At 64.1% G+C, this 26,283-nt stretch carries 24 protein-coding genes; 12 read left to right on the forward strand and 12 right to left on the reverse strand.

Annotated elements, in window-relative coordinates:
- Positions 1-91 precede the first annotated feature (91 nt).
- From serB to J2X54_RS08460, 4 genes are read left to right on the forward strand one after another with little or no spacing between them, the layout of a single operon-like run.
- Positions 92-934, forward strand: coding sequence for a phosphoserine phosphatase SerB (gene serB, locus J2X54_RS08445; RefSeq protein WP_310179772.1), 843 nt, complete (start codon positions 92-94; stop codon positions 932-934).
- 3 nt (positions 935-937) lie between these two features.
- The gene (locus J2X54_RS08450) at positions 938-1,696 is read left to right on the forward strand and encodes an EAL domain-containing protein (RefSeq protein ID WP_070252072.1); all 759 of its coding nucleotides are present in this window, start codon (positions 938-940) and stop codon (positions 1,694-1,696) included.
- A 2-nt stretch (positions 1,697-1,698) separates the two neighbouring features.
- Positions 1,699-2,598, forward strand: coding sequence for an alpha/beta fold hydrolase (locus J2X54_RS08455; protein ID WP_310179773.1), 900 nt, complete (start codon positions 1,699-1,701; stop codon positions 2,596-2,598).
- Positions 2,599-2,653: 55 nt separating this feature from the next.
- Positions 2,654-3,016, forward strand: coding sequence for a hypothetical protein (locus J2X54_RS08460; RefSeq protein ID WP_310179774.1), 363 nt, complete (start codon positions 2,654-2,656; stop codon positions 3,014-3,016).
- Here J2X54_RS08460 and J2X54_RS08465 read toward each other — a convergent pair.
- Genes J2X54_RS08465 through J2X54_RS08480 form a run of 4 tightly spaced genes read right to left on the reverse strand, consistent with a single transcriptional unit; the run spans position 3,013 to position 7,951 of the window.
- Complete coding sequence (locus J2X54_RS08465; RefSeq protein ID WP_310179854.1) at positions 3,013-4,455, reverse strand: UdgX family uracil-DNA binding protein; 1,443 nt, start codon at positions 4,453-4,455, stop codon at positions 3,013-3,015. The genes J2X54_RS08460 and J2X54_RS08465 overlap by 4 nt on opposite strands.
- On the reverse strand, positions 4,452-5,681 hold the full coding sequence (locus J2X54_RS08470) for a putative DNA modification/repair radical SAM protein (RefSeq protein WP_070252076.1): 1,230 nt from the start codon (positions 5,679-5,681) through the stop codon (positions 4,452-4,454). The genes J2X54_RS08465 and J2X54_RS08470 overlap by 4 nt, the downstream gene beginning before the upstream one ends.
- Positions 5,682-5,726: 45 nt before the next feature.
- The gene (hisC, locus tag J2X54_RS08475; protein ID WP_310179776.1) at positions 5,727-6,785 is read right to left on the reverse strand and encodes a histidinol-phosphate transaminase; all 1,059 of its coding nucleotides are present in this window, start codon (positions 6,783-6,785) and stop codon (positions 5,727-5,729) included.
- The gene (locus J2X54_RS08480) at positions 6,782-7,951 is read right to left on the reverse strand and encodes a cystathionine beta-lyase (RefSeq protein WP_310179777.1); all 1,170 of its coding nucleotides are present in this window, start codon (positions 7,949-7,951) and stop codon (positions 6,782-6,784) included. The genes hisC and J2X54_RS08480 overlap by 4 nt, the downstream gene beginning before the upstream one ends.
- A gap of 81 nt (positions 7,952-8,032) precedes the next feature.
- On the opposite strand from J2X54_RS08480, the gene J2X54_RS08485 reads away from it, so the two are divergent.
- Positions 8,033-8,359 (forward strand): hypothetical protein, encoded by a 327-nt coding sequence (locus J2X54_RS08485; RefSeq protein WP_310179778.1) that lies wholly within the window; start codon positions 8,033-8,035, stop codon positions 8,357-8,359.
- 60 nt (positions 8,360-8,419) lie between these two features.
- Here J2X54_RS08485 and rimO read toward each other — a convergent pair whose 3' ends face one another.
- Complete coding sequence (rimO, locus tag J2X54_RS08490) at positions 8,420-9,823, reverse strand: 30S ribosomal protein S12 methylthiotransferase RimO (protein WP_310179780.1); 1,404 nt, start codon at positions 9,821-9,823, stop codon at positions 8,420-8,422.
- Positions 9,824-9,998: 175 nt separating this feature from the next.
- Between rimO and motA the strand changes: the two genes are divergently transcribed.
- Positions 9,999-10,856, forward strand: coding sequence for a flagellar motor stator protein MotA (gene motA / locus J2X54_RS08495; RefSeq protein WP_310179781.1), 858 nt, complete (start codon positions 9,999-10,001; stop codon positions 10,854-10,856).
- Positions 10,857-10,988: 132 nt separating this feature from the next.
- Here the strand turns inward: motA and phaR are convergent, their stop codons facing one another.
- A complete protein-coding gene (phaR, locus tag J2X54_RS08500) occupies positions 10,989-11,552 on the reverse strand; it encodes a polyhydroxyalkanoate synthesis repressor PhaR (RefSeq protein ID WP_070252081.1) in 564 nt (187 codons plus the stop codon).
- A 200-nt stretch (positions 11,553-11,752) separates the two neighbouring features.
- Positions 11,753-13,471 carry a class I poly(R)-hydroxyalkanoic acid synthase gene (phaC, locus tag J2X54_RS08505; RefSeq protein ID WP_310179782.1) on the reverse strand — a complete coding sequence of 573 codons (1,719 nt, stop codon included), beginning with the start codon at positions 13,469-13,471 and terminating at the stop codon, positions 11,753-11,755.
- 47 nt (positions 13,472-13,518) lie between these two features.
- Between phaC and J2X54_RS08510 the strand changes: the two genes are divergently transcribed.
- On the forward strand, positions 13,519-13,755 hold the full coding sequence (locus tag J2X54_RS08510) for a hypothetical protein (protein ID WP_070252083.1): 237 nt from the start codon (positions 13,519-13,521) through the stop codon (positions 13,753-13,755).
- Between the two features lie 100 nt (positions 13,756-13,855).
- On the opposite strand, the gene pgeF is transcribed toward J2X54_RS08510, so the two are convergent.
- Positions 13,856-14,602: a peptidoglycan editing factor PgeF gene (gene pgeF, locus J2X54_RS08515; RefSeq protein WP_310179783.1), complete on the reverse strand. Its 747-nt coding sequence runs from the start codon at positions 14,600-14,602 to the stop codon at positions 13,856-13,858.
- A 43-nt stretch (positions 14,603-14,645) separates the two neighbouring features.
- Complete coding sequence (locus tag J2X54_RS08520) at positions 14,646-15,698, reverse strand: RluA family pseudouridine synthase (protein WP_310179784.1); 1,053 nt, start codon at positions 15,696-15,698, stop codon at positions 14,646-14,648.
- A gap of 66 nt (positions 15,699-15,764) precedes the next feature.
- Here J2X54_RS08520 and J2X54_RS08525 point away from each other — a divergent pair, with 66 nt between their 5' ends.
- Positions 15,765-16,571 carry an outer membrane protein assembly factor BamD gene (locus J2X54_RS08525; protein ID WP_070252088.1) on the forward strand — a complete coding sequence of 269 codons (807 nt, stop codon included), beginning with the start codon at positions 15,765-15,767 and terminating at the stop codon, positions 16,569-16,571.
- A 147-nt stretch (positions 16,572-16,718) separates the two neighbouring features.
- Here the strand turns inward: J2X54_RS08525 and yaaA are convergent, their stop codons facing one another.
- Positions 16,719-17,489, reverse strand: a complete 771-nt coding sequence (yaaA, locus tag J2X54_RS08530; RefSeq protein WP_310179785.1) for a peroxide stress protein YaaA — start codon at positions 17,487-17,489, stop codon at positions 16,719-16,721.
- 32 nt (positions 17,490-17,521) lie between these two features.
- Between yaaA and J2X54_RS08535 the strand changes: the two genes are divergently transcribed.
- Genes J2X54_RS08535 through J2X54_RS08545 form a run of 3 tightly spaced genes read left to right on the forward strand, consistent with a single transcriptional unit; the run spans position 17,522 to position 20,182 of the window.
- The gene (locus J2X54_RS08535) at positions 17,522-17,980 is read left to right on the forward strand and encodes a putative toxin-antitoxin system toxin component, PIN family (RefSeq protein ID WP_310179786.1); all 459 of its coding nucleotides are present in this window, start codon (positions 17,522-17,524) and stop codon (positions 17,978-17,980) included.
- A 54-nt stretch (positions 17,981-18,034) separates the two neighbouring features.
- Positions 18,035-19,231, forward strand: coding sequence for a pyridoxal phosphate-dependent aminotransferase (locus J2X54_RS08540; protein ID WP_310179787.1), 1,197 nt, complete (start codon positions 18,035-18,037; stop codon positions 19,229-19,231).
- 9 nt (positions 19,232-19,240) lie between these two features.
- Positions 19,241-20,182 (forward strand): HD domain-containing phosphohydrolase, encoded by a 942-nt coding sequence (locus J2X54_RS08545; protein WP_310179788.1) that lies wholly within the window; start codon positions 19,241-19,243, stop codon positions 20,180-20,182.
- A gap of 25 nt (positions 20,183-20,207) precedes the next feature.
- Here the strand turns inward: J2X54_RS08545 and J2X54_RS08550 are convergent, their stop codons facing one another.
- Positions 20,208-22,487, reverse strand: a complete 2,280-nt coding sequence (locus J2X54_RS08550; protein WP_310179789.1) for a PEP-CTERM sorting domain-containing protein — start codon at positions 22,485-22,487, stop codon at positions 20,208-20,210.
- Between the two features lie 144 nt (positions 22,488-22,631).
- Between J2X54_RS08550 and J2X54_RS08555 the strand changes: the two genes are divergently transcribed.
- The gene (locus J2X54_RS08555; protein WP_310179790.1) at positions 22,632-23,567 is read left to right on the forward strand and encodes an AraC family transcriptional regulator; all 936 of its coding nucleotides are present in this window, start codon (positions 22,632-22,634) and stop codon (positions 23,565-23,567) included.
- On the opposite strand, the gene J2X54_RS08560 is transcribed toward J2X54_RS08555, so the two are convergent.
- Positions 23,564-26,278 (reverse strand): PEP-CTERM sorting domain-containing protein, encoded by a 2,715-nt coding sequence (locus tag J2X54_RS08560; protein WP_310179791.1) that lies wholly within the window; start codon positions 26,276-26,278, stop codon positions 23,564-23,566. The two genes, J2X54_RS08555 and J2X54_RS08560, sit on opposite strands and share 4 nt — an antisense overlap.
- Positions 26,279-26,283 lie beyond the last annotated feature (5 nt).

Genomic DNA, 26,283 nt, shown 5'->3' on the forward strand with positions numbered 1-26,283 from the left:
CCGCGAGCGCCTAAGGTCGTACCTTAAACGAGCGACACCCGAACACCAAAGCCTACAACCAGCAAGAACAATGACATCAGCCACCAAATCCATGAACCTGGTTTTACAAGGGCACGACGAAAGCCGTGCGCGACTCGAACGTATCGCGGCGCTGACAGCGCCGCAGTCGCTCACGTGGCTGAGCGACCGCGCCGTGCGCTGCGAAGGCATCGCCTTTTCGCCGGCGCTGCGCCAGACCATCGAAGTGGCGGCCCATGCCGCGCAGCTGGACGCCACCTATGCCATCGGCGTGCAAAAGATGAGCGACTTCAAACTGGTGGCCATGGACATGGATTCCACCCTGATCACCATCGAGTGCATCGATGAAATCGCCGACATGCAGGGCCTGAAGGCGCAGGTGTCCGAGATTACCGAGGCGGCCATGCGCGGCGAACTCGATTTTGCCGCCAGCCTCACGCGCCGCGTGGCGCTGCTCGAAGGCCTGGACGCGTCCGCGCTCGAGCGCGTGTATGAAGAACGCCTGAAGCTCTCGCCGGGCGCGGAAGCCATGCTGCAAGCGGTGCAGCAGGCTGGCCTGAAGACCCTGCTGGTCTCCGGCGGCTTCACCTATTTCACCAGCCGCCTGAAAGAACGCCTGAAGCTCGACTACACCCACGCCAACGAACTTGAAATCGTCGACGGCAAACTGACCGGCAAGGTACTCGGCGCCATCGTCGACGCCGACGCCAAGCAGCAGACCGTGGAGCGCGTGTGTGCGGAGCTGGGCATCTCGCCGTCGCAGGCAATCGTGATGGGCGACGGCGCCAACGACCTGAAAATGATGAGCATCGCCGGCATGTCGGTGGCGTTCCGCGCCAAGCCGGTGGTACGCGAGCAGGCCAGCGTGGCGCTCAATTTCGCGGGCCTCGACGGCATACTGCCGCTGTTGGCATAAACCATGGACAAGTCTGCCGCCAAGGGCTGTCAGCAATGCCGCGAGGCCGAGCCGCTCGGTTTCGACTTCTCTTATGCCTACCAGCCCATCGTCCAACTGAGCACGCAGCAGATCTATGCGCACGAGGCCCTGGTGCGCGGTCCCAATGGTGAGTCGGCCTGGTCGGTGCTGTCGCAGGTGAATGAAGACAACCGCTACGCCTTCGACCAGGCCTGCCGCGTGGCCGCCATCGAAGGCGCAGCCAAACTCAATCTGCAAGGCTATTTGTCGATCAACTTCCTGCCCAACGCCGTGTACCAGCCTGCGGCCTGCATTCAGCGCACGCTGCAGGCGGCCGAGGAATTCGGCTTTCCCACCGAGCGCATCATCTTTGAAGTGACCGAGGGCGAAGAGGTGCAGGACCGCCCGCACCTGGTCAATATCTTCCGCGAGTACCGCCGCTTCGGCTTCCAGACCGCGATCGACGATTTTGGCGCCGGCTACGCAGGGCTTAACCTGCTGGCCGAATACCAGCCGCACATCATCAAGATCGACATGGACCTGGTGCGCAGCATCGACACCAGCGTCGCCAAGCAGGCCATCGTGCGGGGCATCGTGTCGATCTGCCGCGACCTCGACGTCAAGGTGCTGGCCGAAGGCATCGAAACCCCGGCCGAACGCGACACCCTGCGCGGCGCCGGCATCGACCTGATGCAAGGCTATTTGTTTTGCAAGCCGGCGTTGCGCGCGGCTGGCGAGATCGATCCGGCGGCCTGGGGTTGAGCATGGCCACTTGCGGCTGCCGCCTGCTGGAGGTGGCAGACACGGTGCAAAAGGCGATGATCCCGCTGGCGCTGCTGTATCCGGCCCACGGCGTGGAAACCCCCGAGCAGTTCGGCCCTTATTCCCTCGATGTCGCAGTCGATGCAGCACCGGTCGGCGGCACCTTCCCGCTGGTGGTAGTCTCGCACGGCAACGCCGGCACGCCGTGGGCGTACCGTGAACTGGCCAGACACCTGGTGCAGCACGGTTACATCGTCGCCCTGCCCGCCCACACCGGCAACACCCGCCACAACAACAACCGCGCCAACACCGCCGCCAACCTAGCCAACCGGCCGCGCCACATCACGCTTGTCATCGATGCCGCTTACCAGCAGCTGAAAGACCACCTGAAACCCGACTGCGTGGCCGTGATCGGCCATTCGATCGGCGGCTACACCGCGCTGGCGGTGGCCGGGGGAAAGCCGTGGACCGGGCCGTACGAGCGCAAGACCAAGCCGCCGCAGCCTGTCCTGGTGACGCCCGACGACCGAGTGCGCGCGCTGGTGTTGCTGGCGCCGGCCACCGCCTGGTTCCGTCCCGAGGCGCTGCGCGCGGTGCGGGTACCGGTCCTGATGATCACCGGCGACCAGGATGTGAACACGCCGGTCGCGCACGCGCTCAATGTGCTCGATGGCGTGGCCGACCGCGCCCAGGTGGTGCACAAGGTGTTTGCCGGCGCCGCCCACTTTTCGTTCATGAGCAAATTTCCGGCCGAGATGACCAAGCCGGAATTTCATCCGTCGCAAGACCCACCCGGTTTCGACCGCGCCGATATCCAGGCCGAGTTGTTCGACGATATCAGCGCGTTCCTGCTGCGTACGGTCGGTACGGTGGCTGCATTACCGGATAATGAAACTGTGTAAACGCCCGGCGATTCCGCTATACTTTTGACACTCTTGTCACTTTAAAGGAATCGCCATGTCGCAGGATCTGATACTCGATGGTCGTGACAGCTCGGCCAAGACCACCGCCTGGTGGTTGTACATCGTGCACGCCGTCAGCTTCATATTTTCGCTGGGCCTGTTCTCGGTGATTCCGCTGGTGATCAACTATGTGCAACGGCCCGGCACTAGCGGCACGTTCGTGCATAGCCACCATACCTGGATGATCCGTTCGTTCTGGTGGTACGTGGTGTGGATCGCCGTGGGCGCGCTGGCGTTCATCACCATCATCGGCATTCCGCTGGCCTACCTGATCTGGCTCGGCGCATGGCTGTGGAAGGCCTACCGCCTGATTGCCGGCTTCATGCGCCTCAATAACAACGAAGCGGCTGCCGTCTAACCCCGGATCAGCTGCAACGCCTGGCGCAGGCCTTCGATGATCACGCCGTAGGCCTGGCGCCGGCTGGCCTCGTCCGGCGCGCGCAACACGTACGACGGGTGATACACGGTGACCACCCAGCGCCCGTCGTGCTGCACCGGAACGGGGTGTCCGTCGTTCATCATTGCGGTCATGGTGGCGGCCCCGTCCTGCAGCAGCGACTTCAAAGCTGTGCTGCCCAGCGCCACCACCACTTGCGGCTGCACCCGTTTCAATTCCTCTTCCAGCCACAGGTGGCATGCCGCCACCTCGCGCTGCGCCGGCGTCTTGTGCAGCCGCCGCTTGCCGCGCGGCTCCCACTTAAAATGCTTGACGGCGTTGGTCAGATAAATGCTGTCACGGTCCACGCCGGCCTCCTGCATGGCCTGTTGCAGCACCGCCCCGGCCGGGCCCACGAACGGCAAGCCCTGCAGATCCTCCTGGTCGCCCGGCTGTTCGCCGACGAGCATGATGCGCGCCTGCGCCGGTCCCACGCCAGCGACGGCCTGGGTGGCGTTTTCCCACAGCGCGCAGCGGCGGCACTGGTCGAGCGACGTCGGCAGCTCGCGCTGTGGTTGCGCGCGCTCGGGTGCGATCGGGATGCTGGTGGCGCCGCCGCGCTGAGCCACGGTGCCGGTCTGGCCGGTGCGGCGCTCGCCGTTGTTGGCGGCAGTGACCATGGCGGGCACGATCGCGCCTTCGGGCAAATTTTTCCAGAACCGCGAAGGGATATGGCTGCGCAGCAGGTCGGCGTTCACGCGCGCCGGATTGAAGATGCTGCGGTAATAGGTGAGCCACAGCGCTTCGCCGGCATCCTCGATATCGGCCGCGCTGCGCAGCAGCGATGGCGCTTCGATCAGCTTTTCGCCGTCCCACAGGATCGCTTGCCCCGGCGTGGCGATCAGCCAGGTGATCGGCCCCATGCGCCTGGCAAAGTGGCGCGCCACCTGCGGCAGCACATCGTGGGTGGGCTCGAACCAGGCCACGAAGCGCGGCGCGCCGTCTTCTTCCTTGCGCTCGCGGAAGCGCACGTAGGCGTGCATGTCGTGCTGCTCGCGGTGCACGGCTTTGACCATGGCATACAGCCGGGCGCCGTCGGGATCGGCCGGCGACACCACGTCGCGCTCGCCCAGGTGCCAGCGCCAGATCACCTTGTATAAAAACGACCAGCGGTCGAGTGCATTGAAGCAGGCCGCGTCCTCGATCATGTCCATCACCTGGCGCGGCAGGCGCAGCTCGGCGCCCGGCGGCGGCGCGGCCTTGAGCGCGGTCGCGCCGGCCTGCGAGCCGAAGCCGGAAAACAGGTCGCCGTCTTCGGGCTCGCTGGCCCACTCGACGTACTCGGGCGCGATGCTGCGCGCCACCAGGTCGCGCGCGGCAGTGCGCCATTCGGCAAACGTCTGGACCACCCGGCGCGTCATGCCGCTTGCAGCTCCGGCCACAAATTCAATTGCTGTGCCGGCACCGCCATAGCCCGCCGCAACTGTTCGGAAGGACCGGCGTCGTTGACCGGAAAATAGTCGGCCGTGATGATGAAGGGCGAGATCTTCTTCATGCTGCATTTCAGGCGCGTGAGGTCGGCGTAGCGCACCTGGCGCAGGCGGCGCAGGTCGACGATGCGCTGGGCGTTGCGCAGACCGATGCCGGGAATGCGGGCGATCATGTGCGGTTCGGCGCGATTCAAGTCCATCGGGAAGTGCTCGCGGTTGTCCAGCGCCCAGGCCAGCTTGGGGTCGATGTCGAGCGCCAGGTTGCCGGTCTTGGGCAGCAGCTCATCGACCTGGAAGCCGTAGCTGCGCAGTAAAAAATCGGCCTGGTACAGGCGGTGTTCGCGCATCATGGGCGGCGGCGCCAGCGGCACGCTTTTCGGGCTTTGCGGAATCGGGCTGAATGCCGAGTAGTACACGCGTTTGAGCTTGTAGCTGCCGTACAGGGTTTCGGCGGTTTTCAGGATTTGCTGGTCGTCGCTGGCGTCCGCCCCCACGATCATTTGCGTGCTCTGGCCGGCCGGTGCGAAGCGCGGCGACTTCGGCTCCTCGGCCTTTTCGTCGAGCTTCCTGCGGATGGAGCCCATCGCCAGCTTGATGGTGTGCACGCTCTTTTCGGGCGCCAGTTTTTGCACGCTGTCCTGGGTGGGCAGTTCGATGTTGACGCTCAAGCGGTCCGCATAGCGGCCGGCGGCGGCAATCAGCGCCGGGTCGGCGTCGGGGATGGTTTTTAAATGGATGTAGCCGCGGAACTGGTGCACCTCGCGCAGTTCGCGGGCGATCTGCACCAGCTGCTCCATGGTGTAGTCGGCCGACTGGATGATGCCGGAACTGAGGAACAGGCCGTCGATGTAGTTACGCAGGTAGAAATCCTTGGTAAGCTTGACCACCTCGGCCACCGTAAAGCGCGCACGCGGCACGTTGGACGTGCGGCGGTTGACGCAGTACTGGCAGTCGTACAGGCAGTAATTGGTCAGCAGGATCTTGAGCAGCGAGACGCAGCGGCCGTCCGGCGTGTAGCTGTGGCAAATGCCCATGCCGGTGGTGGCGCCGAAGCCGTCCTTGCCGACCGAATGGCGCTTGGGCGCCCCGCTGCTGGCGCAGGAGGCGTCGTACTTGGCCGCGTCGGCCAGGATTTCCAGTTTGTCTGTCAGTTCCATGACCCGTCTCGATATACTGTGTATGCATACAGTATATCAGACGAATCAGGCCAGCAGCTTCTTCAGTGCATCCACGAGTGCCGCGCATTCCGCATCCGTACCAATCGAGATACGCAGGAACTGGTCGATGCGCGGCTGTTTGAAGTGTCGCACCAGGATGGCCCGCTCGCGCAGGCCGGCGGCGATGGTGACGGCGTCGTGGCCGGGATGGCGGACAAAAATGAAATTGGCGCTCGAGGGCAGCACCTCGAAGCCCAGCGCCAGCATCTCGGCGGTCAGCCGTTCACGCGTGGCGATCACTGCGCGCGAGGTTTGCGCGGCATACTCCACGTCGTCGAGCGAGGCCACCGCGCCCGCCTGCGCCACCTGCCCCAGCGGATAACAGTTAAAACTGTTTTTCACGCGTTCCAGGCCGGCGATCAGATCAGGGTGGCCGACCGCGAAGCCCACCCGCAGGCCGGCCAGCGAATGCGACTTCGACAGGGTCTGGATCACCAGCAGGTTGTCGTAACGGTCCACCAGCGCGCTGGCGCTCGCGCCGCCGAAATCGACATAGGCTTCATCGACCACCACCACCTGGTCCCGGTGGTTCGCCAGCAGTGCTTCGATCCGCTCCAGTGGCAGAGCGATGCCGGTGGGGGCATTCGGATTGGCGATGATGACGGCGCCGCACGGCGCGGTGTAGTGCTCGACGTCGATCTCGAAGCGTTCGTTGAGCGGCACCTGCACCGCAGTGATGCCATACAGGCTGCAATAGGTAGCGTAAAAGCTGTAGCTGATATCGGGCAGCAGCAGCGGCAGCTCGTGCTTGAGCAGCGCCTGGAAGGTGTGGGCCAGCACTTCGTCCGAGCTGTTGCCGACAAAGACCTGCTCGCGCTGCACACCGAGTCGGTGCGCCACCGCATCCTTGACGGCGATGCTGGCGGGGTCCGAATAGCGGCGCAGGTCGTCGTCGGCGGCGGCCTGCATGGCGGCGATCGCCTTGGGCGATGGGCCGTACGGGTTTTCGTTGGTGTTCAACTTGATCAGGCCCGGCATGCGCACCTGCTCGCCCGGCGTGTACGGCGTCAGGCCGTGGACGACTTTGCTCCAGAAACGACTCATTTCATCAACTCCAATGCTTGTTCGATATCGGCGATCAGGTCATCGGCATCTTCCAGGCCGATATTAAAGCGCACCAGGATGCCCTGGTCGGGCCAGTTCTTGCGCATGTGCGCGATCCGGTACGGCATGGCCAGGCTGTTGGCACCGCCCCAGCTATAGCCGATGCCGAACAGCTGCAAGGCATCGACAAAGCGGTCGGTCTGCTCTTCCGTGTAGCGCGCGTCGAACAGCACCGAGAACAGGCCGCCGGCACCGGTAAAGTCGCGCTGCCAGGTTTCGTGGCCGGGACAATCGGGCAGCGCCGGGTGCAGCACGCGGGTGATCTCGGGGCGGGTCTTGAGCCAAGCCGCCACCTTGCGCGCGGCTTTGTCGTGGGCCTCGAAACGCAGCCGCATGGTGGGCAGGCCGCGCAGCACCAGGAACGCATCGTCGGCGCCCACGCCCATGCCAAGGCGCATGTGGGACAGGCTCAGCCGGTCGTGGATGGCGCGGTCGCGCGTGATCACGGCGCCCATCAGCACGTCGGAGCCGCCCGACTGGTACTTGGTCAGCGCCTGCATGACGATGTCGGCGCCGTGGTCGAAGCCGTTGAGCGCCAGGCCGGCCGCCCAGGTGTTGTCCAGGGCGACCAGCACGCCGCGCGCATGGGCGGCCGCGCAGATGGCCGGCAAATCGGGCACTTCCATCGACACCGAACCGGGCGCCTCGGTCCAGATCAGCCTGGTGTTGGGCAGGATCAGCTCGGCGATGCCGGCGCCGACCAGCGGGTCGTAGTAGCGCGCGGTGATGCCGAAGTCGGCCTCGAGCCAGCGCCCCAGTTCGCGGTTGGGGTTGTAGACGTTATCGGGCAACAGCACGTCGTCGCCGGTCTTGAGCAGCGCGAAATCGATCATGGCGATCGCCGCCAGCCCGCTCGGCGCCAGCAGGCAGTGCGTGCCGCCCTCGATCGCGGCCAGTCGCGCCTCCAGAGTAAATGTGGTGGGCGTGCCGTGCAGGCCATAGGTATAGGCGTTCTTGTCCTTCCAGTCGCCCGAGCGCATGGCGGCGACGTTCTCGAACAGCACCGTGGACGCATGGTGGATCGCGGTGGGGAACGCGTTAAAGCCTGCTGGAGGTTGGTAAGCGGGATGGATAAGCGCCGTTTGCGGAGACAGAATTTTAGTCATCGGTTAATAATTGCCTTAAAAATACTAAGCGCCTATAATAAAATTTCCCAAAGAAAACATCCATTAAATCGGAGCTGGACAATGATCGTGAAAAAATTATTCCTGGGCGCAGCGACGCTGCTTAGCCTGACCCTCTCGGCACCAGCGCGCAGCGGCATTGATTGCCTCGATAAGGTTACCGAGGTTATTACCCATTCCAATGGCAGGACTTTCTTCGTTACTCAGAATGCTTGCTCGAACTACTGGTGCGAAATCAAGGGCGATACCACCTTCGTCAAACAGGCGTATGCAACCTTGTTATTGGCGAAAGCCACCAGTGGGACAATCTTGTTTCGCTGGCAAAACCTGACCAGCTGCGATGCAAAAAATGAAGGGTATGCCGTGCCGGAATTTATCGTTCTCAAATAAAGCTGCAATCAAAAAGGCGAACTACGGGTTCGCCTTTTTATTATTAACCAGGATCGCGCATTACTGGGCCTCGCCCCACAGGTCGTGGGCATCGGACGTGGTGATCTTGACGTCGACGAACTGGCCGACGACCAGCTTGTTGTGCGGTTCGTACGGCGGCTTCACGTACACCACGCCGTCGATTTCCGGCGCATCCGCGCTTGATCTGCCGATGCCGCCGGTGCGGTTGACTTCATCGATCAGCACGCGCACGGTCTTGCCAACCTTGGCCTTCAGGCGGTTCTTCGAAATTTCTTCCTGCAGCAGCATCACGCGGCCACGACGTTCTTCGCGCACTTCTTCCGGCACCGGATTGGCCAGTTCGTTGGCAGTCGCCCCTTCCACCGGCGAATACGCGAAGCAGCCGAGGCGGTCGATCTGCGCTTCCTTGAGGAAGTCAAGCAGGTACTCGAACTCTTCCTCGGTCTCGCCAGGGAAGCCGGCGATGAAGGTCGAGCGGATGGTCAGGTCAGGATTCATTTTGCGCCAGGCCAGGATGCGGTCGAGGTTTTTCTCGCCGCTGGCCGGACGCTTCATGCGCTTAAGTACATCGGGATGCGCGTGCTGCATCGGGATGTCGAGGTAAGGCAGCACGTGCTCGCCCATCATCGGGATTACCTGGTCCACGTGCGGGTACGGATACACGTAGTGCATGCGCACCCAGGCGCCGTACGACTTGGCCAGCTCGCCCAGCGCTTCCATCAGCTGCGTCATGTGGGTCTTGATCGGGCGGCCGTTCCAGAAGCCGGTGCGGAACTTGACATCGACGCCGTAAGCCGAGGTGTCCTGAGAAATGACCAGCAGTTCCTTGACGCCCGACTTGAACAGGTTTTCCGCTTCCAGCAGCAGCTCGCCGATCGGGCGCGACACCAGGTCGCCGCGCATCGACGGGATGATGCAGAACGAGCAGCGGTGATTGCAGCCCTCGGAAATTTTCAGGTAAGCGTAGTGCTTGGGCGTGAGCTTGATGCCCTGCGGCGGCAGCAGGTCGATGAACGGCTCGTGCGGCTTGGGCAGGTGGAAGTGGACCGAGTCCATCACTTCGGCCAGCGCGTGCGGACCGGTCACGGCCAGTACCTTCGGGTGCACCTTCATGATGATGTCGTCGCCGGCAGCATCCTTCTTCGCGCCCAGGCAACCGGTCACGATCACGCGACCGTTTTCAGCGAGGGCTTCGCCGATGGCGTCGAGCGACTCCTGCACGGCAGCGTCGATGAAGCCGCAGGTGTTGACGATCACCAGGTCGGCGCCGTCGTACGACTTGGCGGTCTCGTAGCCTTCAGCGCGCAGCTGGGTCAGGATTTGTTCGGAATCGACCAGCGCCTTGGGGCAGCCGAGCGAGACAAAGCCGACTTTGGGCGCCGCACCGCTCACGGTGGTGGCTGCTGCTGGCTTGGTGGTACGGGAAAGTGGTTGCGATTGCATGTTGGGTGTCATGAAGATGCCGGGCAATCGGGCATTATACCCGATTGCCCTTGCTGCGGAGAAGCCCCGAGCACCGCGCTGTCGCCGCGATCCTGAATACATGCTCATCCGTATACCTTTCCATACTGCAAGATGGTATCGTGAGGTCTTATCGGAATTCACGATTGGACAGTGTATGGCAGTTATTGTTGGCATCGTTATCGCCTTGGGCGCGATATTTGGCGGCTTCGCGCTCGAGGGCGGCCACCTGGCACCCCTGTTCCAGCCGTACGAGTTCATGATGATTGCCGGCGGCGCGCTGGGCGCGTTCGTCATCGCCAACGACGCCAAGTCGCGCCAGGCCGTGTACGATGCCATGCCCACCCTGTTCCACACCGCGCGCCAGACCCGCGCCCTGTACGTTGAAATGATGAGCCTGATGTTCGAGCTGCTGACCAAGGCGCGCCGCGAAGGCCTGATGGCGATCGAAGACGAAATCGACAATCCGCCAGGCAGCCCGATCTTCGTCAAGTTCCCGCTGGTGATGGCCGATGCCCACCTGGTGGAATTCATCACCGACTACCTGCGCCTGATCATCAATGGCAACATCGACGTGTACCAGATCGAAAACCTGATGGACAACGAAATCGACGTCCACCACCAGGACGGCGAACTGGCGATCAATGCCATCCACAAGGTCGCCGAAGCCCTGCCCGCCTTCGGCATCGTCGCTGCCGTGATGGGCGTGGTCCACACCATGGCCTCGGTCGGCCTGCCGCCGGCCGAACTGGGCAACCTGATCGCCGCTGCGCTGGTGGGCACCTTCCTCGGCATCCTGCTGGCCTACGGCGTGTTCGGCCCGATCGCCAGCCTGCTCGAGCGCAAACTGGCGGAATCGACCGGCGTGTTCCAGTGCATAAAAGTGACCATCATCGCCAGCCTGAACGGCTATGCACCGGCACTGGCGGTGGAGTTCGGGCGCAAGGTGATTTCGGCCAAACAGCGGCCGTCGTTTGCGGAGCTGGAGTCGATTTTAAGGCCGGGGAAGCGTTGAGTCGGCATCTCGCCTCATCGGAACACAGGTTTTTGACGCCCATGTTTCAAGCAAAAACGGCACAGAAGCCAAAGCCGCTGTGCCGTTCAGATTTCGCTCAGTTCAGCTGCTCAGTTCAGCTGATGCGAAAGATTACTTTTTGTCCGTGGGCGGCACCACTGGCACGAACGGGAATGCGCCGAACAGGTTTTTGCTCTGGTTCTGCATCTGCTCCTGCATCTGCACGAACAGGCTCTTGCTCTGGTCGATGTAGTTGTTCATCATGCCTTGCATCATCGGACCCTGGACGTTCATGAACTGAGTCCACATTTCTGGACTAAAAGCTTTGCCGTCGATGGCGCCCGGGGTGGTGCCGGTGAATTTGCGCTGGATGTCGGTAAAGGCCTGGACGTTCTTTTCCAGGTACGAGCCCATCATGCCCTGCATGGCGTGGCCGTAGAAGCGGATGATCTGCGACAGCACGTCGCTCGAGAACATCGGCGCGCCGCTGGCTTCTTCTTCCAGAATGATTTGCAGGAGAATGCTGCGGCTCAGATCTTCGTTGGTCTTGGCGTCGACCACGGTGAATACTTCGTTGTCCAGCACCAGCTGCTTGACGTCCGACAGCGTGATGTAGGAACTGGTCTGCGTATCGTACAGGCGACGATTCGGGTATTTCTTGATCAGGCGGTCAGCATTTTTTTTCGCACTACTCATCACAAGTCCGTTTTTATTGCGCCGCAGCGCGTCTCCAACAATTCGAAAGAAAAAGCGAACTTCGGTCCGCTTTTCACGTGCCTACTTCATCGTATTATAGAGGGGAAAGTCAAAAGATTGCAGAAAGTCGCAATAGTGCTGGCATTTATTGCAACGCAACCAATCGTCGCGCAATCAAGCACTTCCCCTCAGCAACTCACTCAGCCAGCCTTCGCCTTCACATACCGTCCGGGTGCCGGCTCGATCGGCGTGTAACGGGCATTGCCTGGCTTGGCCTTGGGCTTGACCTTCTTGCCGCCGTGCTGAGCCAGGAACTCGGCCCATTGCGGCCACCAGCTGCCCGGCACCTCTTTGGCGCCATCGAACCAGGCCTGGGCGTCTGCGGCGTCGCCTTCGTTGATCCAGTAGCTGCGCTTGTTCTTGGTCACCGAGTTGATCACGCCGGCGATGTGGCCAGACGCGCCCAGCACGAAACGGTTGGCGCCTGGTTTGCCCTGGTTGAGAATGTTGCGCGAACCGTAAGCCGACATCCACGGCACGATATGGTCTTCGCGTGATCCGTAAATAAAGGCCGGGGCGTCGATCAGGCCCAGGTCGATCTTTTCGCCGGCGACGGTGAGCTTGCCCGGAATTTTCAGGCTGTTTTCCAGGTAAGTATTGCGCAGGTACCAGCAGAACATCGGGCCCGGCAAGTTGGTGCTGTCCGAATTCCAGAACAGCAGGTCGAATGCCGAGGGCTCATTGCCTTTGAGGTAGTTCGACTGCACATAGTTCCATACCAGGTCGTTCGGACGCAGGCTCGAGAACGTCGAGGCCAGGTCGCGGCCCGGCATCAGGCCGCCGTCGCGCAACTGCTGTTCGCGCAGCGAGACTTGCGTTTCGTCGATGAACACGTCCAGCACGCCGGTATCACTGAAGTCGAGGAAGGTGGTGAGCAGCGTCAGGCTGGCTGCCGGCTGCTGGCCGCGCGCCGCCAGCACCGCCAGCGCGGTGGCAACGATGGTGCCGCCCACGCAGAAACCGAACATATTCAGTTTTTCCTGGCCACTGACGTCCTGGACGATGCGGATCGCCTCGATCACGCCCTTCTCCACGTAGTCGTCCCAGGTGGTGCCGGCCAGCGATTTATCCGGGTTGCTCCACGACACCAGGAACACGGTGTTGCCCTGCTCCACCGCGTAGCGCACCAGCGAATTTTCCGGCTGCAGGTCGAGGATGTAGAACTTGTTGATGCACGGCGGCACCATCAGCAGCGGCACCTGGCTCACGGCAGGCGTGGTAGGCGTGTACTGGATCAGCTGGAACAGCGGATTCTCGTAAATCACCGTGCCCGGCGTAATCGCCAGGTTGCGCCCCACTTCGAACGCCGATTCATCCGACAGCGAGATATGGCCCTTGTTGATGTCGCCGAGCATATTGGCCAGGCCGCGCGTGAGGCTCTCGCCCTTGGTTTCAATCAGTTTTTGCTGCGCTTCCGGGTTGGTGGCCAGGAAGTTGGCCGGCGACATGGCATCGACCACCTGCTGCACGGCAAAGCGGATTTTCTGCTTTTGCTGGGGCGCGGTTTCCACGGCGTCCACCATCGCGGTCAGGAACCTGGCGTTGAGCAGGTAAGATGCGGCATTGAAGGCCGACATCGGGTTGCCCTGCCAGGCCTCTGAACTGAAGCGGCGATCGGCAATGGCGGGCGCCTTGCCGGCCAAAAATTCCTGCCACAACGCGGTAAAGTCGCGCAAATAATCGTTTTTCAGCTGCTCCATCGCTTCCGGTTTGAGCGCGACGCCGATATCCTGCAACATGGTGGCCATGGGATTGGCCTCGGTGGTGGGCGCCTTGCTGAACCAGGACTGCCATTGGCTCGGGTCGCCGACCTGGGACATCCAGGCGTTGGCAATGGCTTGCGGATCGGGCAAATTCATGTGTGATTCCCTAAAAAATAATGAAGTATCTTTAACTGGGTTGCTACATGCTGATTGTTGCTATTGCTTGGATTTACGTCGTGGGACTAATGGCGCTCACCGAGCCGACCATCGTCGCGGGAATTGTAACGTTTTTGTTCTATTGCGTGCTGCCGCTGGGGACCTTGATTTACATCTCGGGTACCGGCAAGCGCAAGGCACGCCGCAAAGCGGCAGAACAGGCGGCGCAAGAAGCAAAAAAGTCCGGCACGCCCGGGACTCAACGGAGCCCTGAGAAACCGTAGCGAGCGGCTCGCTATCGTCTTGAGTAGCGGAAGCGTACGCAGGTACGCTGGGCAACGCAAAGGCGATAGCGTGACGCGCAGTAGGTTTATCAGGGCTCTCTCATTTGAGCCAGATCAAGCTCGCTTGCCGTCCAGTCACGCCATCGCGGCGGAACGAGAAGAAGCGGCCCGAGTTGGACACCGTGCAGTATTCGCCGCCATGCACTTGCGTGACACCGGCGCGCAGCATGCGGTGCCGGGCCAGCGCGTAGATGTCGGCCAGGAATTTTCCCGGCTTGTGTTCGATGGCAGTAAACGCCGCCGTCACGTGGCGCACGCTCGAATCGTCCAGCGCACCCTGCAGAAAGGCCTCGCGCACGTCGCCGCCCACTTCGAACTGGTAGGCGCCGATGGCCGGCCCCATCCAGGCCATTAGGTCGCCGGCGCCGGCGGCGCGCATGGACTCGATGGTGTTTTCCAGCACACCAGCGGCCAGGCCGCGCCAGCCCGCGTGCGCGGCAGCCACCACGGTGCCTTGGGCGTCGCAGAACAGCACCGGCAGGCAATCGGCCGTCATCACCACGCACACCTTGCCGGCGATGGTGGTCATGCTGGCGTCCGCTTCGGGCACTTGCTGCGGGCCCACCTTGGCCAGATCGGCTACCAGCGTGCCGTGTACCTGGGCCAGCCAGGCCGGGTCGCACGGCAATTGTTCGCGCAGGATCTGGCGGTTGCGGGCGACGTTGTGCGGCTGGTCGCCGACGTGGGTGCCCAGGTTGAGGCCGCCCTGCCCCATGCCGTCGTCATACGGCGCGGGACTGACGCCGCCACGCCGCGTGGTGGACAGCATGACCACATTGGCGGGCATGCCCGGCCACTGTGGCATCAACCATTGTTGATAAGCATTCATTTCAGTGCTGTTCCGGTTCTGCGATGCCGGCCTGGGCGATCAGGCCGGCGAAGTCGGCCGCCAGCGGCACGACCCATTCGCATGCCTCGCCGGTGGCCGGATGCACCAGGCCCAGGCGGCGCGCTTGCAGGGCCTGGCGTGGGAACACATTGGACAGGTGCTGTTTGCCGTAGGTGGTGTCGCCCACCAGCGGGAAGCCGATCGACATCATGTGCACGCGGATCTGGTGGGTGCGGCCAGTTTCCAGCCGGCACTGCATCAGGCTGACCGGGCGACGGTCGAGGTCGCCGCTGGACAGCAGTTCGTAGTGGGTAATCGCCGGCTTGGCGCCCATGCTGGTGGAGACCGCCATCTTGATGCGGTCTTTCGGGTGGCGGCCCATGGAGGCGTCGATGGTGCCGCTGATGCGCGGCGTGCCCCATACCAGCGCGAAATACTCGCGCTTGACGGTGCGCGCGGCCAGCTGGCGTACCAGGTCGGTCTGCGAAGCCAGGGTTTTGCCGACGACCATCAGGCCGCTGGTATCCTTGTCCAGCCGGTGGACGATGCCGGCGCGCGGCACACCGGCCAGTTGCGGACAGTGGTAGAGCAAGCCGTTGAGCAGCGTGCCGCTCCAGTTGCCGGCGCCCGGATGCACCACCAGGCCGGCCGGCTTGTTGATGACGATCAGGTGGTCGTCTTCGAAAACGATGTTAAGTTCTACCGGTTCCGGTTTAAAAGCCTCGTCTTCCGGCGCTGGTTGGGGCAGAATGACGATCTTCTCGTCGCCGTAGACCGTATCCTTGGTGCTTTTTGCCGGTTTGCCATCGACGCTGACGAAGCCGTCGGTGATCCACATCTGCAGGCGCCCGCGCGAAAATTGCGGCACCAGGCCCGAGATCACCTTGTCGAGGCGCTGGCCGCACGCTTCCGGCGTGAGTTCCAGTTCGATCGGCGCCAGGCTGTCGTCTTCGTCGCCGTCGGCATCGAGGACGATGGTGGTGTCGAGATCAGTGTGGTCGAGGGCGAGTTCGGTGGAGGATTCGGTCGAATTCGGCTTTGGAGTTAATATCACAGCATTCCCATCGGCTATAATCAGCCTATTGTAAAACTTTGGTTAAACAGCTTCTTGCAAAACAATATGCAAAAAAAATTATCAGTAGTCGCAGCAACGTTGGTGATGCTTAGTTTGTTCGGTTGCGGAGCATTCTCCGACAAGGCCGATGAAACAAAGGGCTGGACCGCTTCGAAATTATACTCGGAGGCGACCGAAGAACTCGAAGGAGCGCACTACGAGCGCGCAATTCAGCTGTACGAGCGTCTCGAATCGAGCTATCCGTTCGGTACCTACGCTCAGCAGGCGCAGATGCAGATCGCCTATGCCTACTACAAATCGCAGGACCAGGCCCAGGCGCTGGCGGCGGTCGAGCGCTTCATCAAGCTGCACCCGAATCACAACAACGTCGACTACATGTATTACCTGCGCGGCCTGATCAGCTTCAACGACCAGGTTGGCCTGCTCAACTTCGTCTACGAGCAGGACGTCACCGAGCGCGATCCGAAAGCCACGCGCGAAGCGTATGCGGCGTTCAAGCAGCTGGTGGACAAGTTCCCCAACAGCCGCTACACGCCAGACGCCCGCCAGCGCATGCGCTACCTGGTCAACGCCATGGCGTCGTACGAAGTACACGTGGCGCGCTACTACTACCGCCGCGGCGCCTACCTGGCAGCGGCCAACCGCGCCATGGGCATCATGGACGACTACCGCGATTCGCCATCGATCGAAGAAGCACTGTTCATCATGATCCGCAGCTACGACAAGCTGGGCATGACCGAACTGCGCAACGACACCGAACGTGTATTCCGCCTGAACTACCCGAACAGCAAGTTCCTCGACGAGGGAAAGAAGGCCGAGCGTCACTGGTGGAAGTTCTGGAGCAGTAAATAAATACCGATCGCGGTTGAGCCGTCATCCCCGCGAAAGCGGGGATCCATGGAGCGCGTGAGCAGCCCGGGGCTGGTCACTATGGCGATTCACAGGTTCTATGGATCCCCGCGTACGCGAGGATGACGGATCTGTGGCCTTTACACCGATTTACTCCGCCACCTTCCGCCGGAAAATCCACGTCGTCTCGCTCGAATCCTTCGCATCGAACGCATAACCGTCGACGTCGAATTTTTTCAGCTTCTGCGGGTCGACCAGTCCCTTGACCGTCGCATAGCGCGCCATCAGGCCGCGTGCGCGCTTGGCGTAGAACGAGATGATCTTGTACTTGCCGCCCTTGTAATCCTCGAACTGCGGCGTGATCACCGGCACCGCGAGCTGCTTCGGTTTGACCGACTTGAAGTATTCCTCGGACGCCAGGTTGACCAAGGCTTTCGCGCCCTGCTCCGCCGCCAGCGCGTTCAACGCGCGGGTCTGGGTCTCGCCCCAGAAATCGTACAGGTTCTTGCCGCGCGAGGTCGTCAGGCGCGTGCCCATTTCCAGCCGGTGCGGGTGGATCAGGTCCAGCGGACGCAGCAAGCCGTACAGGCCCGACAGGATACGGACGTGCGACTGGGCATAGTCGATCTGTTTGGCGTTCAGGCTGTAGGCGTCGAAACCGGCATAGACGTCGCCGTTGAAGGCCATGATGGCCTGGCGACCTTCTGCAGTGTCGGTGGTCCACGAGGCGTAGCGGCCCACGTTGAGCGACGCCAGCTTGTCGGACAGGTCCATCAGTTCGCCGACCTGGTCCGGCGAAAATTCGCGCAGGCGGTCGATCAGCAGGGCCGACTGGTCGAGAAAATCGGGCTGGGAAACTAACTTGGTCGTGGCAGGGGTTTCGAGATCGAGACTTTTGGCGGGCGACAGCACTATCAACATATTCTGATTAACCTATTTACTGAACTTCCGACATGATACCCGTTCCCCGCATCGTCATCGATACCAACGTCTGCCTGGACCTGTTCGTCTTCAAGGACCCGCGCTGGGCCGCTCTGCTCGATGCGCTGGAAACCGGTAAGGTCGAGGCCGTTACCCGGTCGGATTGCCGCGACGAATACAATATCGTGCTGCATTACAAGCATTTGCCGCTCGACGACGACAGCCGGCCACTGGCGGCCGCCCGTTTTGACGAACTGATCAAGGTGGTGGCGCCAGCCGAATCGGGCGTGCGCCTGCCGGTGTGTACCGACCGCGATGACCAGAAGTTCCTGGAAGTGGCGCGCGACGCCCGGGCCAGTGTGCTGATCACGAAGGACAAGGCGCTGCTCAAGCTGGGCAAGCGCCTGGTCAAGGCTGGCATGTTCCAGGTAATGGTGCCCGAGAAATGGTCGCTCGAAGTTGACGTACACCCGCTGACGCACAACCGCTGACCAGCACCAGCTGACCTGCGCTAGAATAGGCGATCTGTCCACCACCTCGCCGACATGAACAGCAGCCTACCCAGCAGCCAACACAGCAGTAGCAACACCGCCACTCCTGTCCTTGCCAGCCGCCTGCCGGCCGTCGGCACGACCGTGTTTACCCGCATGTCGATGCTGGCCGCGCAAGCGGATGCCGTCAACCTGGGCCAGGGCTTCCCCGATTTTCCTTGCGAGCGCAGCCTGCTCGACGCCGTCACCGGCGCCATGCAGGCCGACTGCAACCAGTATCCGCCCATGACCGGCGTGCCGGCGCTGCGCCAGGCCGTCGCCGCCAAGATCGCCACGCTGTACGGCCAACAGTACGACGCCAACGACATCACCATCACCGCCGGCGCCACTCAAGGCCTCACCACCGCCATCCTGTGCTGCGTGCACCCGGGCGACGAAGTGATCGTGATCGAACCGGTGTACGACAGCTATGTGCCGGCCATTACGCTCGCGGGCGGCATCGCCGGGTGCGTGCAGATGGAAATGCGCGCCGGCGGCTACACCGTGCCATGGGCCAAGGTGGCCGCTGCCGTCACCAGCCGCACCCGGCTGATCGTGATCAACACCCCGCACAACCCCACCGGCAGCATCCTGCGCGGCTCGGACATGCACGCCTTGTCCGACCTGGTGCGCGGCACCGATATCCTGGTCCTGTCCGACGAAGTGTACGAACACATGGTGTTCGACGGCCAGCGCCACGAGTCGGTGTGCCGCCACCCGGAGCTGGCCGCGCGCGCCTTCGTGGTGTCGTCGTTCGGCAAGACCTACCACGTCACCGGCTGGAAAGTTGGCTACGTGGCGGCGCCGCCGGCGCTGATGGCCGAATTCCGCAAGGTTCACCAGTACAATGTGTTCAGCGTGAATACGCCGATGCAGCACGGCATCGCCGACTACATGGCAGATCCGCAGCCGTACCTGCAGCTGCCGGCGTTTTACCAGCGCAAGCGCGACCTGTTCCGCGATGGCCTGGCCGGCACCCGTTTCGAATTGCTGCCGGCCGACGGCACCTACTTCCAGTGCGTGCGTTACGATAAAATTTCCGCGCAAACCGAGGCCGAATTTGCCGAGTGGCTCACGACCGAGATCAAGGTGGCGGCCATTCCCGTGTCGGCCTTTTACCAGCAGGGCAACGAGTCGGGCATCGTGCGCTTCTGCTTTGCCAAGCAGGACGCCACGCTGGCGCTGGCCCTGGCGCGCCTGACCACCATCTAGGAGCCAACCATGGCCGACCTCGACCCCGGCACGCCTTCCGCTTCGGTGCTGCATCTGCTCAATGCAAGCAACCGCCAACTGCAACACCTGCTGGAAAACCTGCGCAACGAACCCGACGCCGAAGGCGCGCTGCGGGACATCGCCGGCGACGTGATCCACGCGGTCGAACAGCACGCCGACATCGCCCTGGCCGCCATTTTGCTCAACCAGATCGCCGGCAGCTACGCCGTGCGCCACTGTATCGAGACCGCCGTGGTGGTGGTGGTGATGGCGCGCCGGCTGGGCAAGACCCGCGTCGAGACGCTGACACTGACCGCCGCCGCGCTGACCATGAACGTCGGCATGCTGCGCCACCAGGACACGTTCCAGAACAAGCACACGCCGTTGTCCAGCGAAGAACTGGCCATCGTCCGGCGTCACCCCGAGGATTCGGCCAACCTGCTGCAATGCGCGGGCGTGCAGGACGACGACTGGATTTCCTGCGTGCTGCTGCACCACGAAAACGACGACGGCAGCGGTTACCCGGCCGGCATCGCCAGCCCGGAGGTCACACTCAACGCCAAACTGCTGAGCCTGGCCGACCGTTATTGCGCGCAAGTGTCGGCGCGCAACTACCGGCGCTCGATCCTGCCCGACCAGGCGCTGCGTGCGCTGCGCGAAGACCGCGCCAATCCGGTCGATGCGGACCTGCTCGACGTCTTTCAGCAGGAACTGGGCGACTATCCGCCCGGCTGTCTGGTGCGTCTGCACGGCGGAGAGATAGGCGTGGTCAGTCGCCGTGGGGCCGACGGGCCGGGGCAAGTGATTTGCCTGCGCGACGCCGCCGGCGCAGTGGTGACTGCCGAGGCGAGGCCGCTGCCCACCACAGCCATCGCCGCAGCGATCACCGAAGACGAAGCCGACACCCGCTTCAGCATGAAACAGGTGTGGGGTGCGCAGGCCGGCCTGTAGTTGGCCGACCGCCCCCTGAAAATGCTTACACCCTGCGGCGGCGCGCCACCATCACCAAAGTGCCCAGTCCCAGCAGCATGGCCAGCCAGGTGGACGGCTCCGGCACCGGCGAGACGCCCAGCAGGTAGCGGAAGCCGTAGTCGGACGCGACCTGGTTGGTGGCAGACCAGGATGCCGCGATCGACAGGTTCTGCATGCCGGCGCCAAAGCCGCCCAGGTCGATCAGCCGGTCCGTCATCAACGCAGTCAATGCGCTACCAGAGAAAAATCCCGTCCACACCGGCACGCCATCATTGGACACTGACAGGTCGAGCGAGAAGTCGTCGCTGGCGATGCCCGGTGCGCCGAACAGTCCCAGCAGCAGGTGCTGGCCGCCGCCGGTGGCGAACGTGTACCGCACTTCGCTCTGCAGCACCAGCGACTGCGAAACATTGCTGTAGGCCATGGCCCCTGCGGCGATCCACCGCGCATCGGCAGCGGCGAGCACGGGACTATCGTTCAACAAGGCAGCGACGTCCGCGCCTGATGGCAAACCGGTGGCAACCGACACCACGGCGTTGGTGCCGGCAACGTTGGGCAAGGCGTACAGCGCACCACCGACGTTGGCAGCGTTCGTTACCTCGCTGTCGGCGCCCAGCAGCCAGGTCCGGCCAGAGGTGGTGATGGTCATACCGCCGCCACCGGAAGTGGCGCGACTTTCGAGCGTGCCGCCGTAACCGCCGCCGGCATTGATGCCGGTCGCCACCGCCGTGGCGCCGCCGCTGCCCACGCTCGATGCTTCGGCAAGAGCGCTATACTCGCCGTACAAGTCGTAGCTTGCGTGACGCGCCTCGGCGCGGGAGGTGCCGCCACCAGCGGTGGTCCTGGCGCTCGCATGCACCTGGGGTGAGTCGAACGGACTGTTGATTTGCGTGCCACCGTAGGAATGCGCCTCGGCCGTCACAGTCACCCTGCCGCTGTCGGACTGGCCGGTGGCGACCGCGCTGGCATTGCCGCCCTTGGTCGGATACGTCGTATCGCTGATCATCGATTTACCGCCCAGTGCCAGCGCCGTGATGGTGACATCGCCACTGCCGCGCGTGATACCGCTGGCAAAACTCTGCGCCTCGCCACCGCCCAACTGGTAGCCGGTGTAAGAACCTTCGTACGTAAAAATGCTGTCGGCGCCGCGCGCCTGGCTGGCCCCCACGATCGTACCGGTGCCCAGCAAGGTCACCCGCGCCGTGTTCAGGCCATGCGCGTTCTCGACGTTACCGGCCAGGGCCCTGCCGGAGATGGCGGCGCTGCCGGTCGCCGCCATGCCGTAGCCCGAATCCACGTGGACGTCGGCACTGGCGCCGCCATAGAACGTGTCGACCTGCGCCAGCGCCGTCAAGTCCACCACCGCACTGCCGCCAGTGTAGGCGCGCGCCGAACTGGTGGCGTGCAGCCCGGTGGCGTTACTGGTGCCGGTGCCACCCGCGCCGCGCAGCGCCAGAGTGGCGGTGGCATCGCGGCCCGATGCGTCAGACCAGCCACTGACCAGGCCGCTACTGGACACGGACAAGTTGGCCGTGGCAACCCTGCCGGCCGCAGCCGACCGGCCGCTGGCAGCGCCGCTACCGAGCACGGTCAGGTCGGCAGTGGCGTCGCCCTGTGAGCCATGCACCAAGCTCCATGGCCCGGGCGGATCGTACGGGGCGCCAGCATTACCGCCAACGGCCAGCACGTCGCCCGTCGCCACACCGTTGATGGCCACAGACGTGCCCCTGGCGAAGGCTGCGCCGCCATCGGCCACCTCGCCACCGGTTCCGCCCGTGGCGCGCACCTGTACCCGGGTATTGCCATTGCCGGTTGCAGCGGTAGCGGTGCCTGCGGCGGCACCACCGGCACCGCTCGGCGCCGTGCCCCAGGGGTTGCAGCAGGCAGAGCCACCGTTGCCGCCATTGCCACCGCGAACATTTACTTCGGCAGCAACGTTGCCAGTGACGCGACCGGCACTGAGCCGTCCGCGTGCCTCGCCGCCGGCGCCGCCAGCGCCCCCAGGGGTGCCCTCCACCGGCGCCGCCTGGCCAGTACCCGCCGCGCTGCCGTAGCCACCATGGCCACCGTTCAATGTGAGGCGACTGGAGGCGTCGCTGGTGGCGACGCGGTGCCGGACCGCGCTACCTGCGCCGCCGGGATTGCCAGGAGCATCATCGGTGGTGCCCCGGACTCCAGGCGCGCCGTTGGCGCCGCTGCGGGTGATATCGACGGCGTATGCCTGACCGACCGCCATGGCGAGCAACAGTGGCGTTAGTGCGACGTTGAGGTGCGAGGTTTTCATTGAATGATTTTCGTGGAGTGGATGGCAGGGTAAGCGAACGGTAAACCGGTTATTGCATATTGTGAATATAATAATTTACTTGGGATAGTTATAATTTCCTCTGAGTCTCTCATTGCTTGATCCAATCTCTCCACCACCGAACCCATGCTGACCACGCCATCGCCCTGCCCCGCCCCCTGGTTCGACATGGAAACCGTCAGCGACTTTCCCGGCACCTTCAAAAGCCAGGCGCTCGGCACGCTGACGTTGTCGCAGGCGGCAGGCACGCGTCACAGCGTGCAGCGCGACATCGCGCAGCCTGGCGACGGCGGCGAACAATGTTTATTGCTGACCTGGCAGCGGCGCGGTACCGCAACCCTGGCGCAGCAGGGGGCCAAGCTGCGGCTGGCCCCCGGCGACATGCTGTTGCACGATGCCGGCCAGCCCTACCACTTGCATTTCGAGGAACCGTTCGAGGTGATGGTGGCGCGACTGCCGGCGGCGCCGATGCGCAACCTGTGTCCGCTGATCGATACCCTGCTGGGCGTGGTGCAGAAGTGTCGCCAGCCGCAGGTGGCGCTGTTGACGGCGATGGCCGATTGTCATGTCGCCACCGATTACGGCAGACTGCCCCGGGCAGCGGCCTTGCACGCCGCCGACGCCTTCCGCCACACGCTGGCCGCCTGCGCACTGGGCGTGGTGGTGGCGGAGCCACAACGCCGGCCCAGTTTGAGCCAGTACCACCTGGACCGGATCCGCCAATACGCGCTCAAGCGCATTGGCGACAGCGACCTGTCGGTCAACCAACTGGTGGAGGCACTCGATATTTCGGCGGCGCACATTCACCGCCTGTTCGCGGGCGAGGCGCAAAGCTTCAGCACCTGGCTGTGGGAAACGCGCCTGCAACTGTGCCACCTGGCCTTGCGCGACCCGGACTGGGGGGACCAGCCGATCAGCCAGATTGCCTACCAATACGGCTTCAGCCATCCGGCGCATTTTTCACGCGCCTACCGCAATCACTTCGGCATGACACCGAGCGCCTGGCGCGCCGGGGCCCCAGCGGCTGCCGACCACGCAGCCGTCAGGCGCCGTCGGCCCTAGCAAACTGTCTTCGACTTGCGGCGGCGCGCCACCAGCAACATGCCGCCCATGCCCAGGCTCATCATCAACCAGGCCGACGGTTCCGGCACGGCCGAGACGCTGTCAAGCGTAGCCACGCCCAGCGCCGAGGTACGGAACAGCGCGCCGCCACCGAGCACGTAATTGAACGCATACGCGCCTTGCTGCGCGTACGTCAGCGACGAGTTGATCACCAGGTGCTGGCTGCCCGCGCCGAACGAACCGAGGTCCAGCACGTGGTCGTTGAAGAACAGGTTGGCGGCCGCCAGCGTGGTGAAGCTTTGCGACAGCAGGGTCACGCCGTTGTTGCTGATGGTGAGATCGAGCGCGTCGAAGCTGCCGCCGGCGAAGGTCGATGACACGAAGCCCAGCAACAGGCGCTGGGCGCTGTCGGTGGCGAAGCTGAATTCACCGGTCGTCGCCAGCACGGCCGGCGTCTCGGAGAGCGGTGCTTCGATACCGGCCGCGTGCACGCCGGTGCCCAGCACGGTCGGGATGGCGGCGGCCACGTTGGCGCCCAGGCCCAGCGCGCCCGGGTTGACCGGACCGGCGCCCACGTGGGCGGTCATGGTGGAAACCGCTGCCAGCTGCGGCAACTGGAAGGCGCTGTCGCGGTAGGCGCTCGAGGCCGAGGTCTGCGCCAGCGTGCCTTGCGTGCTGCGGGCGCCGGCCGCATAGGTGACCGCGCCGCCGGCAGCAGCGATGCCCTGCGCGGTGGCCTTGACATTGAGGGTCAAGGCTTCGCCTTCGGCACGCGCCAGGCTCACACCGCCTCGTTGCGTCGTCACCGCAGTCGCGGCGGCATTGGCATGGCCGTTGCCTGCCTCGTAGCCGTAGCCGTAGACGCCGCCGCGCGCCACTGCGACGCTCTCGACAATGCCGCTGCCGGAACGGCCGTACGCACTGGCGGTACCGTTTCCGCGGAACGCCCGGGCGCCGTTGGCGTCGCCAATATTGCTCAGCGCGGTGGCGGTGACGCTGACGTTATGGGCGCCGCTGGTGATCGCCCTGCTGGTGCTGACGGTTTCGCCGGCGAGGGAATCCGTGGCGCCGTTGCTGGTGTAACCGCCAACGGCGCGGCTGCTGGCCACGATGTCGCCGGCGGCGCGTACGTCGGTGGTGGCGGTGGCTTTTTCGATCCGCTCGCCGCCCAGGGCAACCGACACGGCGCGCACCGCAGCCGTCCCGGCAGAAATACCCGCCCGCACCGTATTGACGACGGTATTGGCGATTGCCGAGCCGATGTCGGCGCCGTTGGCGCCATTGGCCACCGCCTGCGACTGCACGTCGACCGCCCGCATGCCGGTGGTCGACACATTGGTGTTGCTGGTGGCGTAGCCGCCATTGCTCGAGGCCGCGCCCAGCGCGCCGTCGCCCGACAGCGCCAGGTTGGCCGTCGCCGCACCGTAGTTGCTCCTGGTGAGCGGCCACTGCTCGCGACCGGCGCCGGCATTTGCCTCGGCCGTGCCACGCACGGTGCCGGCGCCGCTGACGCGCAGCGAAGCGGTGGCGTTGCCACCGGTGCCGCCCGCGCCACCGGTGGCAACCACCCGGCCATCGACCGCGCCCTTGCCGCGCAAATCGGCGCTGGCGCTGGCGTTGCCGCCGATGCCGCCGCCGAACGGCGTGCTGCCGCCCATGCCGCCAACCGCCGCTACCTGGGCGTCGATGCCGGCGCCGTTGCGTCCCGATGTGAGCGTGAGCGCGCTGCTGGCGTTGCCGCCGGCGTTGGGCGAGATGCCGGTGTCCGACAAGGCGCCGCCGTTGCCACCGGTGCTGGCAATATCGAGCGATAAGCCACTGGCGACATTGTCTTCCAGTACCAGCGTGGAGACCGCGTTGCCGCCGCGAGCATCGCCGACCAGGTCCTGGTACGGCGGGATCGTGTCGAAGCTGTCGCCGGCCTTGCCGCCGGTGGCGCGCTGCGCCAGCGTAACCGAGCCGCCGGTGGTGGTGCCGCGCACCGCGTTGTTGAGCGTGGCGTTGCCGCCGCGCGCGCCGCGCCAGGCGATGTTGGCACCGTTGCCGCCGGCGCCGCCGTTTGCAACGGCCGTGGCCGAAACATTGCCGGTGAGCGAGGTGGCGCTGGCAGCGGCCGTGGCCGCGCCACCGACGCCGGCGATGCCGACGGCGCCGCCATTGGCATTGCCGCCTGCGCCACCGATTGCCACCGCCAAGGCGGTGGCGTTACCGACTGCCGTGGTGCGGGCCGTACTGGTGGCGGCGCCGCCATTGCCACCGTTGCCGTAGGCAGGGCTGGCCGGTGTGAAATTGAACCAGCCCGGGGTCGCGCCGGCATGGCCGCCGTCGCCGCCGAGGGCGCTGGCGCCGGCGTAGCCGGTCAGGTCGAGCGTGGTGGCGCTGGCCGCGCCGCCGTGGCCGCCGCTGCCGCCGGTACCGGCTTCGGCATCGCCTTCCTGGACGGCAGGGCCGCCCGCGCCGCCATTGCCGCCCCGGCCACCGGTGACGGTGAGGTTGTTGTAGACCGCACCGGCATTGCCGGGATTGATGGTGAGCGACTGGCCGGCCTTGCCGGCGGCGCCAGCGGCAAGCGGTGCGGTGGCAGCGGCGCCATTCTGGCCGGCGTTACCGGTGCGCACGACGTCCGCCGCAAAAGCATTGGTCACTGCCAGCGAGAGCAACAAAGGCGTCAGTCCGACGGCCAGAGCTTGCTTTGAAGAGAATTGTTTCATGCTGA

The organism is Duganella sp. 3397, from assembly GCF_031456625.1.
Taxonomy (GTDB): Bacteria; Pseudomonadota; Gammaproteobacteria; order Burkholderiales; family Burkholderiaceae_D; genus Rugamonas; species Rugamonas phyllosphaerae.